The organism is Rhizobium sp. 768_B6_N1_8 (genome assembly GCF_051811225.1).
Classification (GTDB): domain Bacteria; phylum Pseudomonadota; class Alphaproteobacteria; order Rhizobiales; family Rhizobiaceae; genus Rhizobium.
On record NZ_JBPWPV010000002.1, the window covers coordinates 952,285 to 962,866 of the forward strand.

General features: G+C 59.3%; 10 protein-coding genes and 1 pseudogene. 4 read left to right on the top strand and 7 right to left on the bottom strand.

Annotated elements, in window-relative coordinates:
- Positions 1–21 precede the first annotated feature (21 nt).
- Both AB8B33_RS28745 and AB8B33_RS28750 read right to left on the bottom strand, forming a co-directional pair.
- Positions 22–1,425 carry a DUF3300 domain-containing protein gene (locus AB8B33_RS28745; RefSeq protein ID WP_439018873.1) on the bottom strand — a complete coding sequence of 468 codons (1,404 nt, stop codon included), beginning with the start codon at positions 1,423–1,425 and terminating at the stop codon, positions 22–24.
- Positions 1,426–1,466: 41 nt separating this feature from the next.
- Positions 1,467–1,781, bottom strand: a complete 315-nt coding sequence (locus tag AB8B33_RS28750) for a hypothetical protein (protein WP_439017978.1) — start codon at positions 1,779–1,781, stop codon at positions 1,467–1,469.
- A gap of 323 nt (positions 1,782–2,104) precedes the next feature.
- On the opposite strand from AB8B33_RS28750, the pseudogene AB8B33_RS28755 reads away from it, so the two are divergent.
- The 4 genes and pseudogenes from AB8B33_RS28755 to AB8B33_RS28770 all read left to right on the top strand — a co-directional run.
- Positions 2,105–2,329, top strand: a pseudogene (locus tag AB8B33_RS28755) (DUF3302 domain-containing protein); the annotation flags it as partial.
- 69 nt (positions 2,330–2,398) lie between these two features.
- On the top strand, positions 2,399–4,117 hold the full coding sequence (locus tag AB8B33_RS28760; protein ID WP_439017979.1) for a SulP family inorganic anion transporter: 1,719 nt from the start codon (positions 2,399–2,401) through the stop codon (positions 4,115–4,117).
- Between the two features lie 18 nt (positions 4,118–4,135).
- Entirely contained in the window at positions 4,136–4,978 is an 843-nt protein-coding gene (gene ppk2 / locus AB8B33_RS28765) for a polyphosphate kinase 2 (protein WP_439017980.1), read from the top strand.
- 38 nt (positions 4,979–5,016) lie between these two features.
- On the top strand, positions 5,017–6,168 hold the full coding sequence (locus tag AB8B33_RS28770) for an AI-2E family transporter (protein ID WP_439017981.1): 1,152 nt from the start codon (positions 5,017–5,019) through the stop codon (positions 6,166–6,168).
- On the opposite strand, the gene AB8B33_RS28775 is transcribed toward AB8B33_RS28770, so the two are convergent.
- The 5 genes from AB8B33_RS28775 to potE all read right to left on the bottom strand — a co-directional run bounded on the left by AB8B33_RS28775 (position 6,150) and on the right by potE (position 10,576).
- Complete coding sequence (locus tag AB8B33_RS28775; protein ID WP_113319972.1) at positions 6,150–6,386, bottom strand: hypothetical protein; 237 nt, start codon at positions 6,384–6,386, stop codon at positions 6,150–6,152. The genes AB8B33_RS28770 and AB8B33_RS28775 overlap by 19 nt on opposite strands.
- A gap of 165 nt (positions 6,387–6,551) precedes the next feature.
- Entirely contained in the window at positions 6,552–6,857 is a 306-nt protein-coding gene (locus tag AB8B33_RS28780; RefSeq protein WP_310389172.1) for a potassium channel family protein, read from the bottom strand.
- Positions 6,858–7,055: 198 nt separating this feature from the next.
- Complete coding sequence (gene cax / locus AB8B33_RS28785) at positions 7,056–8,147, bottom strand: calcium/proton exchanger (RefSeq protein WP_113319970.1); 1,092 nt, start codon at positions 8,145–8,147, stop codon at positions 7,056–7,058.
- Positions 8,148–8,279: 132 nt separating this feature from the next.
- Positions 8,280–9,200, bottom strand: coding sequence for an amino acid ABC transporter substrate-binding protein (locus tag AB8B33_RS28790; protein ID WP_439017982.1), 921 nt, complete (start codon positions 9,198–9,200; stop codon positions 8,280–8,282).
- A gap of 17 nt (positions 9,201–9,217) precedes the next feature.
- Positions 9,218–10,576: a putrescine-ornithine antiporter gene (gene potE / locus AB8B33_RS28795; protein ID WP_439017983.1), complete on the bottom strand. Its 1,359-nt coding sequence runs from the start codon at positions 10,574–10,576 to the stop codon at positions 9,218–9,220.
- Between the last annotated feature and the right edge of the window lie 6 nt (positions 10,577–10,582).

The following is a 10,582-nucleotide window of genomic DNA, read 5'->3' on the forward strand; positions in this document are numbered from 1 at the left end:
TCCCTGAGCTGGAAAGAGGTCTCACCGCCGTCCGCCACCACGGCCGCCACCGCCGCCACGACCGCCGCCACCCTGCGGGCGCGGCCGATGCTGGGCGGGGCGAGCTGACTGGCGATGGGCGCCCATGCTCTGTGCTCCCCGTTTCGAGGCGACAGCTTCACGGCGACCGGACTGGACGTTGCCAAGTGCGCTTGGTTGCCGACCGCGATTGTCGGGTCGGGAGGCCATTTGCGGCTTGTTGGGCTTCTTGACGGATTTCTGCGCAGGCTTGGATGGACGATTGGCTGCTCTCTCAGGACGAGCCTCGGGTCGATTTGCAGCCGTTGGGCGATTTGCGGCCGCCGGCCTATTTCCCGCCGTTGGCCGATTTGCCTGCGGTCTATCCTTCAGGCCCTGCGCCGTGTTTTTCCGAATATCCTGCGCACGTGCCGCGTTGGCCCGATTGCCGGGCAACTGGCTCGCCTGGATGTCCTTGGCCTTGTTGCGCAGCTGGTTGCGATTATCGCCTTGCAGGCCGGACTTGATCGCCGACCGGTCGATTTTCGCAAGTTGGTCCTTGCTGATGTTCAATTTGCTGCGGTCGACATTGCTCCAGTCGACGTCGTTCCACTTCATCTTTCCGTTGAAGTTACGGTCGTTTAGGCAATTGTTGCAGTCAATGTCGATATCGCCATCCCAGCGGCCGCCCCATACACCCCAGTCATCCCAGTTAACGACGGCCGCCCAGGCAAGGCCGGTCACAGCGCCCGCAAAGAACGCCGCCCCGGGGTAATAATAGTTGTCGTAATAATCGGGATAATAGGAGATCGGCGCCGACACATAACCCGGTTCATACAGCATTTCTGGCGGATACTGCGGGATATAGATCTTCTCCGGATCGGTCGGCCGGATGATGATGTTGTCGTTTTCGGTGACGACGGTGACCTTGTCATCCGTTTTGATAATGTTCTTTTCCACCGCTTCGTCGCGAAGCTGCTGGATGGCGATCAGGACATCCTTCTGCTGATTGGTGAGCGCATCGGCAAGGGACTGGGTCCAGTCGAGATCCTCGCTCATCATCTTGACGATGTCAGGATAATTGAGCAGCGAGACGACGCTGCCGTCCCAATCGCTCTTGGGTTTGAGGTCAGAATTTTTCTTCTTTGCCTCCAGGAAGCGCTGCGCCTCGACGATCTGCAGAGGAAAGAGCGAGGCTGCCGAAATTGCCGCAACCAGCTCATCCGGATAGAGCGCGATCCGCGCTACGAGCACTTCAAGCTCGTCATCGGAAAGAAGCGCGGCTGCGGGCTGCTCGGCACTCGCCTGCGCGGGAGCCGCGGTTGGTAGAGGGACCTGCGTCTGTGCTCGCGCTGGGAGCACCGGTTGCAACGCAATAATCGCCAGCGCAGAGAATCCACCAAGCAGTTTGCGGGATATTGCTTTCATCACGCACGTAACTCCCTTGGACCATTGAATGATAGATACGCTTACGAAGATTTGGGGCCGGTCTGCGGGAACGGCCTGAGCACCACAATTTTCGACTGGGCAATCGCCTCCCCCATCTCTTTCAACAGGGCATCGACGAGACCCGCATATTCCAGCCGCCGCGCTTCCCGAAGCTCCTCCGGTAAGCGCTCAACGTGCGCCAAAGCCTGTGCCGCAGCAGTGAGATCCTCACACATGCTGTGAAATTGCTCGTTTACATAAAAAAGCCGCTGCACCAGCCGCTTCTGGTCGGGAAAATAAATCTCAGCCGTCTCCAGGGCGGACAAAAATGTCGAACCTTGTTCTCCCGGCACCATCCCCGCCCCGCTGTCAAATTGCGCTAAGCAGACGAGAAAAAGTATATATCAGAACGATCGGCAGCAGACGTAAAATACACGATCTTACGTTAGCCGGCTTTCGAAAGGCTGCCGGCATCCCAGGCGTGAACGCCGCCATGACCGCTGCCTCTTTGATCCCGCCCTCTTTCCCTTCACGCAGAGATGATCTCCGCAAACGGCAGAACTTCCAGTGCTTCAATAGAGCTTACGCGATGCTACGGGCCTCAGCACCAAAACGCGCTTAATATACCGCTGTCGATAGCGATCAAACGGCTCGGCAAGGCCAGCCCGAAGGAGCGACTGTGTTTCTCGACTGTTTTGCCTTAGGCGTGCTGGTCTTTGTCGTCGTCACTCTTTCCTACGCGGTGATCGAAATCCACGACATTCCTCAACTCATGGCTAAGGCAAGAAATCATCCCCATGAGGCCGCCATCCGTGTCGCCGGATGGGTGAGCGTGTTCATCCTGCATGAAATCTGGCCGTTCCTGTTCATCTGGCCCGCCTTCCGCCGGGAGGATCGCAGCTGGGAGGCGTCGATCGTTTCTCCGCCAGCGATTTGATGCCGGAGAAGCTTGAGGAAGCAAGAGGAGTCCGCGGTGATAAGCAGTCTTCCAGTGTTGCGAGGCTTGGCCGGTTTCAACAAGGCCTGGTTCCGGAGCGATATCCCGGCCGGGCTGTCGATCGCCGCCGTCGGCCTGCCGAGTGCGATCGCCTATCCTGCCATTGCCGGTCTGCCTCCTGAGACCGGCATTTATGCGAGCATTGTCGCGCCGATCGCCTATGCGATTTTCGGGCCTTCCAGGCTGCTGATTGTCGGGCCCGATGCTGCGACGATGACTGTGCTTGCGGCGGCGATGGGCACCATCATCATAGCCGAACCCGCAGGGACGGATGTCGACCGGGTGGCCATCGCTTCGGCGCTTGCGCTGGGGGTTGGCATCTGCTGCATCGCCGCGAAGCTGCTGAGGCTCGGTGTCCTCGCAAGCTTCCTCTCCCGTCCGATCCTGGTCGGCTTTTTCGCCGGCGTGTCGCTTTCAATCCTTGTCGGACAGATCGGCCGGTTCACGGGCGTAAAAATCGAATCCGAGGGATTGATCTCGCCGCTGGTCGAATTGTTTGCCAAGAGCAACCTGATCCACTGGCCTTCGCTCACTCTCGGGCTTGCGATGTTCGCTTTGCTCTGGATCGTCCGTGGCTTTAATTTGAAAGTTCCAGGCCCGGTTCTGGTCGTCGTCGTCTCGGTCATCCTGTCAGCGATCTTCGACTTTCAGGGCCGTGGCATCGCTGTCGTCGGCGACTTGCCGAGCGGGATGCCGAGCTTTTCGCTGCCGGCATTCTATAAGATGCCGATCGACAAGATCGTGCTCGGCTCGGCCACGATCTTTCTGGTCAGCTTCGGCGCCGGCATCGTAACGGCCCGCAGCTTCGGGTCGCGGACCGGCGAGGAGGTTGATGCCAATCAGGAACTGATCGGACTCGGTGCTGCCAATATCGCGCCCGGCCTTTTCGGTTCGTTTCCGATCAGCGCGTCGGATTCCCGCACTGCCATAAATCTATCGACGGGCGGCGTTTCGCAGCTCGCCGGGCTCGTTTCGGCAGCTACACTGATTGCGGCGCTGGTTTTCCTGAATGGCGCATTGCGGGTTCTTCCGATTCCTGCGCTTGCGGCAATTCTTGTGGCGGCTGCCATCAGCCTCATCGATATTCACGAACTCAAGAAGATCTGGCGTATCAGCCGCATGGAATTCGTCTTCGCACTCATAGCCATGTGGGGAGCGATCAGCTTCGGCGTTCTCAACGGCGTGATCGTCGCCGTCGCCGCAACCTTCGCCTATCTACTGCGTCAGACCATGTTTCCACGCGACGGCCTGCTTGGCCGCATCGAAGGTCGGCACGGTTTCTTCGATCTTCAGCGCTACCCGGAAGCCCGCCCCGTCCCGGGCGCCGCGGTCTTCGCGGTCCAGGGCAGTATCCTGTTCTATAACGCAGATTATGTCCGTATCCGGCTGATGTCAGTCGCAAAGGCGCTTCCCGCCGACACCAAATGCCTGGTGCTCGACGCCAGCGCCATCACGCAGATCGACAGCACCGGCGCGACTGCGCTCGAAGCCGTCGCCGAAATCCTCGTGACGCGAGACATCATCTTCGCATTCGCCGATCTCAGTGATGAGAGCCGCGCCATTCTCGAACGGGCCGGGGTCCTCAAGACTGTTGGAGCCGAGAATATTTTCAATGGCAGAGAAGAAGCCCTGCGGACGCTGATTGGCGATATCGACCAGATCGGCGATGCCGCACCGGCGGGTACTGCCCCTTAATGACAGGAGGAGGGAGACATGGACGAGAACTACGAGGCCAAACTAGCCGATGGTGAAGCATCCAGCACCGGCAAGGGCAAAAAGAAAAAGAAGTCGTGGGATTACGAGAAGGAAATCACCCGTCTGCAGGTGGAACTGGCCCATCTTCAGGCCTGGGTCAAGAAATCCGGTGCACGGATCGTCATCGTCTTCGAGGGGCGCGATGCCGCCGGCAAGGGTGGGATGATCAAGCGCATAACGGAAAGGGTCAGTCCGCGTGTCTTTCGCGTGATCGCCCTGCCCGCACCGACCGACCGTGAGAAATCGCAGATCTATATGCAGCGCTACATCGCCTATCTGCCGGCCGCCGGCGAAATCGTGATTTTCGATCGCAGCTGGTATAACCGCGCCGGCGTCGATCGGGTCATGGGCTTCTGCAGCGATAAGAAAGCGCAACGCTTCCTTGAGCTGGCACCTCGTTTCGAGGCTGCAATCGTCGAGAGCGGCGTCATTCTGCTCAAGTATTTTCTGACGGTCAGCGAGGAAGAGCAGGAACGGCGTTTCAAGCGCCGGATCGACGATCCGCTACGGCAATGGAAGCTCAGCCCCATGGATGTCGAATCCTACCAGCGCTGGTGGGACTATACGCGCGTCTATGACGAGATGCTGAGGATGACGGACAGCAACCACGCACCGTGGTGGATCGTACCTTCCGATGACAAGAAGCGGGCGCGGGTCAACTGCATCTCGCACATCCTGCAATCGATCCCCTATGAACGCGTGAAGTTCGAAGCGCCAGACCTTGGAAAACGCCAGAAACGCCCATCGGCCTATGTCGAGGATAGCGCTATCCGGCATGTGGTCCCCGACACGACGTCATGACGATGGGTCCGGTTAGGCAGGCCGGGATGGATGCAGCCATGGAGCATGTCAACGATGAAACCCCGCAAAGGAGCGGTGCGGGCCAGATTTCGGTAGAGGCACGCGTCAGCGACCTCGTCCGACTGGGCATCATCGGGCTTTTCGCCTATTGGACCCTGGAGCTTATCGCTCCCTTCGCGTTGATCGTCATCTGGTCAGCCATTCTTGCGGTGGCGCTGTTTCCAATGTTCGATGCACTCTCGCGGCTGATCGGCAACAGGCCAGTGATTGCGGCGATCGTCATCGTCGTTGGTTGCCTCGTCCTGATCATCGCGCCGCTCGCCCTGGTCGCGGTCAATTTCGCAGACACTGTGCAGGCGTTGATCAGCAAGGTGTGGACGGGAGAGTTCACCTTGCCTGCAGCACCGCTAGCCATCAGGGAATGGCCCGTCATTGGGGAACGGCTTCACAATACCTGGAACCAGATTGCCGGCGACATGGCGTCCACCATCATCAAGTTTCAGGCGCCCATTCGTGAGGTGATGGGCGCTGTCGTCGCAAAGCTCGCCTCGATTGGCGGCGGTGTCTTGAGCTTCGTCGCTTCGATCATGCTCTCCGGCCTGTTTCTCACACGGGCCACACGACTGGCGGCCGCAACGCAGCTGCTGGCAAACCGGATCGCCGGCGAGAAGGGTGTCGGCTTTGCCAGGCTTGCAGGAACGACAGTGCGGAATGTCTCGCGGGGCGTCATCGGCGTCGCCTTCCTGCAGACGCTGCTTTGCGGACTGTGCTTTGCCTTCTTCGACATTCCGGCACGCGGTGCGCTAACCTTCGCGGTCTTCGTGCTCTGCGTGATGCAGCTGGGTCCCGGGCTGGTGCTTCTGCCCATGATCATCTGGGCATGGTTTTCCTGGCCGTCGGCCGTGGCTCTTGTCTTTACCTGTCTCGCGATACCGATCACAGTTGTCGACAATGTCCTGAAGCCCATACTGATGGCGCGCGGTCTCTCGACCCCGATGCCCGTCATCCTGATCGGGGTCATCGGCGGCACGCTCTCGCACGGGCTTCTCGGCCTGTTCCTGGGACCGGTGGTCCTCAGCGTCTTCTATGAATTGTTGCGAGCCTGGGCCTGGCCTGCGACCGCAGCAAGCGGAGCAGGGCATGATCCTGCCACCGGTTTCGACGGACAGGTTCAGCGGTCAGCGCAATAGACGAGAACCTCCCGCTCTATTTCTAGGCAAAGCTGCTCATATTCGGTAATCAGTTTGTCTTCTCCCGGATGCTGGGTTCGGAAACGGTCCAGCGCATCGACGGCAAGATCGTAGGCCTCAAACATTTCCCCCAGCGTCTCGCTGGTTATGCCAACAAGATGATGACGGATGTCGGGAAGTCGGAGCATCAATTTCCTTCGTCCACGCTCTCGGCTCATAAAGTAGCTCCGTATATCTGCTCACCCCCTGCAAATCGTACGAACTCAGTGGCCGCTCATTCCTGATGAACTGCCCTTGTTATTCGCAAGGATGGTTCGATTGGATCACTTCACACCAGATCGAATTGCGCGATCCAGTGGGTAAGAGCGTAGCCGAACGCGGAATCAAGGTTCCCAATCGTCGGCGTTCAACGCTTTTACCGTGACGGCAGCGACAATGCCGGTCAGCACAATTCCCGCAAAGCCGATCACCAACGACAGTATTCGTGACGAAACATGTTTGGGGGTAAAATCGCCGTAGCCGATGGTCAGGCCCGTGACGAAAGTGAAATAGACAGCTTCATCGATGCGCCAATTTTCTATGCGCCAGATTATAAGCCCGGACACGATCATCACCGAGACGATCCCCGACAGGATTGGCCAGATCACACGAAGCTGCCTTGCGAGCGCGACGAAGAACAGGCGCCGCATCTCCCTGTGGGTCAATTTATGGTCAGGTTTTAAGGGCACGTCGTTGACCTCCCTGCGGTTCGGGCCAGGGATAAGTGTAGGTTGCGGCACCAAATCTTCCGCCCTAGTTTCACGGGTCTATCTGCTGAGAGGCCATTTCACATACGACAGTTGCCAAAGGCGCGTTCACGACCGCCCCCTCCCCGCAGATGCGCCCCATTACGTTCGGTCGGGCAAAACATACAGCGTCATGGCGAAGATCATATAAACCATCAGCACCAACACGCCGACGAACCATGCCGAGCGCCCGCTATTGGTGACAAACATCGCCGTGATTGTCGCAAGGAAAACCATGACCACGACGCCAGGTGCAAACTGCAGATCCATCGGTGTCGGACCGATCAGATAGCTCAACAATACCAGCACGGGGGCGACAAACAGCGCGATCTGCGACGCGCTGCCGAGGGCAATACCCACGCTCAGGTCGAGGCGGTTCTTGCGCGCACCGGAAAATGCCGAAGCCATTTCGGCGGCGCCGCCGACCAGTGCGACGACGATGAAGCCGACAAAGGCAGGCGTCATCCCGAAAACCTTGGCTGCCTCCTGCACGGACTCGACGAAGATCTCGCTGACCAGCGCGACCAGTATCGTGACACCGGCAAGTGTGGCGAGGGCCGTACCAATCGGCCACGGCGCTTCCTCCGCCTGGGCGTGCTCGGCTGCGGCAAAGGACTCGCGATGTGTTTTGAGAGTGAACAACAGCCCCAACCCATATCCGACGATGAGGAGGATCGCCAGGCCGAAGCTGAGCTTTTGGATGACTGCAGTCGCCGACGCCGAATCCATCGAAGCAACCGCTGACGGCATCAGCAGGCCGATCGTGGCGAGGAAGAGCAGACCCGCCTGAAGGCGCGCATTGGCTCGATTGAACTCCTGACTGTGATGCTTGAGGCCGCCGAGCAAAAACGACGCCCCCAGCATGAACAGCGTGTTAGTGACAATCGCACCGGCGACGGATGATTTTACGAGGGTATACTGCCCGGCGCGAAGCGCAGTCAGCGCTATGACGAGTTCTGTCAGGTTTCCAAGCGTGGCGTTGAGCAGCCCGCCAGCGGCGTCACCCGTTTTTGCCGCAACGGATTCGGTCGCGTGGCTCAGGAGACCGGCGAGCGGTATCACAGCAAGCACCGACAGGATGAAAAGCAGAGTATGAGCCTCGGGGGCGACGCTGGCAGCGACAAAGACCACGGGTACCGCAACGAGCAGCCACAGCATCGGATTGTCACGAATTTCTTTCCAAAGGAGGCTCACCCCACCACTCCCATCCGGTAATCTGAATCCATGTTTGTAGCTTGGGCATACAGACGGGTTACAAGCCAGGCTGACCTGCTCCGGAGCGCGCCACCCTCTTCGACCGTCGATGATCGGTCGCAATGCGCAGTGCTATTCCGGCAGCGCCGTCTGCCGGAAGAATGTCACGGTCGCTTCATCCGGCGGCCCGAACCAAGTGGTGAAGAATGTCCGGAAATCCTGCGCGGCATAGGCTTGGCTCAGCGCACGGTCGACGGCGAGACGAAAGTCCTCGTCGCCGCGTGCCAGCTCGAGACCAAGCGGTTCGTACGTGAAATGACGCTGCAGAACGATGAGGTTGCCGGAATTGTCGCTGCGGGCGGCAGCATCCATGAGGATCGGCATGTCACCGAAGAGCACCGCCGAACTGCCATCCAGCACGCGTTCGATCCCCTGCTGGTAGCTATTGACGGGCGTCGCCGTTGCAGAGAGCTGGAAAGTCTTGATCCTGTCGGTCAGCCAGCCTTCGCTCGTCGTGCCCGCAATCGAGGAGAAGGTCTTGTGCTCCAGGATCGTGCGGGCCGGTGAACCGCGCCAGACGGGACGGCTCGACGGTTCGCCATATTGCAGCACTTCGCGTAGCGCCAGCGGAGAGCTCGCGCTGAGGAGCGCGCCGGTACCGCTCGGGAAGATAGGGATGGAGAACGAGACCTGCTGCCTGCGCGTCAGCGTCACCGGTTCCGCGCCGCAAACAAGGTCCGCCGCGCCGCTCTCTATGGCTTGCGTTTTGGCGTCGCCCGACAGGGAAACCCATTCCACATCGAGCTTTGACAGGTTTAGCTGTGCTCGCAGGCTATCGGCAATCTTGTTGCAGAGGGCAACAGCGTAGCCGTCGGGCTTGCCCTGTTCGGCGTTGAAGGAAAATGGCCTGGCATCCGCATCGTAGCCGAGCTTCAACGCACTGTTTGTTCTGACGCGGTCAAGCGTCTGCGCCCACGCGGGTGTGCTGATAGCAGCCGTCGCGGTGAGGACAGAGACGGCAATGACCGTCCAACGACCATTTCTTCCTGACATGTCTGGTCCTCCCTCCGTTACTTGGTCGGCGCCCCGCTCACGCCATTGGCGAAACGCGGAGCTATCAGGCCGTAAATGATGAAACCAATGCCTGTGACGATCATACCGCCGAGCACGGCGTCCTTGCCGGAGGCGTAGATGGCAAACACGCTATAGGCCATGCCGATAAGTGCGATCGTAGCATTCAGCCGGTATTTCGCCTGAGGCACACGGGCCGTCTTCATCATGACGAACAGCGCTGACAGAGCGATGATGTAAGGCAGCACGTTGGTGACAACAGCGAGGTTGACGAGCGCGGAAAACTGCTCGCTCAGCGTCGGCGATATGGTCATCAGGGCAAGACAGGTCTGCAGGATGCCAAGAATTATCATGCCGCGCACAGGCGCACCCATTTCGTTCACGCGCGAGAATATCGATGGGAACATCCGCTCATCGGCAGCGGTTTTCGCTGTCTGGGCGATCGTAAACTGCCAGCCAAGCAGCGAGCCGAGGCAGGCCAGTACCGCCAGCGCCATGACGATCGAACCGATCGTCGAATTGAACATGGTGGCATAGGCGAGCGCAAACGGCCCTGTGGAGGTGGCGAGATCCGCATTCGGCACGATGCCCTGAATGACCGTCGTCGACAGGATGTAGATGACAGCAGCACCCAGCGTGCCGAACATGCAGGCAAGCGGCACGTCGCGCTTCGGGTTTTCGACGGCATCGGAATTCTGTGCGGCAGACTCCATGCCTAGGAAGGCCCAGAGCGTCAGCGAGATGCTCGATCCCATCCCTTGCCCCAGCGTCAGCCCTTTCGGATTCCAGGCTGCGGCAAAGGTGCTGGAACTGAACCAAAGCCAGCCGATGATCGACAGCAGACCAACGGGAAGGATGACACCCCAGACCGTGATGGAGCCGATGCGGCCGGTGATGCGCGGACCACCGAAATTGGCGGCAGTGGTCAGCCACAGAAGCACGATCAGCGCCAGGCAGGTCATGATCGGTGTGGAGGTCAGCACCGGAAAGAACCCCGCCAGATAACCGACAGCTGAAATGCCGATCGCCACGTTGCCGACGGCAAGTGAGAGGAAATAGAGGAAGAACACCATGAAGTAGCCGTCTTTCCCATAGGCATCTTCCGCATAGGCGGACATGCCCCCGGGGCGCTGATTGAACAGCCCGGCCTGAGCGAAGCCATAGGCGATTGCCATCGAACCGACGGCGGTCACGAGCCAGGAAAGGAGCGAGATTGCGCCGACCTGCGCCATGTTGGCGGGCAGCATGATGATGCCCGACCCCATCATGTTGACAGCAACGATGAAGGTGAGCTGCACGAGGTTCATCTTCTTCTTGGCCGTAGCGTCAGTTGCAAGATGCATCGTGTTGTCTGTCATGATGAA

Bases quoted from the DNA above. Each gene is read 5' to 3' on its own strand.
- AB8B33_RS28745 (WP_439018873.1), bottom strand. From the start codon at position 1,425: ATGAAAGCAATATCCCGCAAACTGCTTGGTGGATTCTCTGCGCTGGCG.
- AB8B33_RS28750 (WP_439017978.1), bottom strand. From the start codon at position 1,781: ATGGTGCCGGGAGAACAAGGTTCGACATTTTTGTCCGCCCTGGAGACG.
- ppk2 (WP_439017980.1), top strand. From the start codon at position 4,136: ATGGACGAGAACTACGAGGCCAAACTAGCCGATGGTGAAGCATCCAGC.
- AB8B33_RS28770 (WP_439017981.1), top strand. From the start codon at position 5,017: ATGGAGCATGTCAACGATGAAACCCCGCAAAGGAGCGGTGCGGGCCAG.
- AB8B33_RS28775 (WP_113319972.1), bottom strand. From the start codon at position 6,386: ATGAGCCGAGAGCGTGGACGAAGGAAATTGATGCTCCGACTTCCCGAC.
- AB8B33_RS28780 (WP_310389172.1), bottom strand. From the start codon at position 6,857: ATGCGGCGCCTGTTCTTCGTCGCGCTCGCAAGGCAGCTTCGTGTGATC.
- AB8B33_RS28790 (WP_439017982.1), bottom strand. From the start codon at position 9,200: ATGTCAGGAAGAAATGGTCGTTGGACGGTCATTGCCGTCTCTGTCCTC.
- potE (WP_439017983.1), bottom strand. From the start codon at position 10,576: ATGACAGACAACACGATGCATCTTGCAACTGACGCTACGGCCAAGAAG.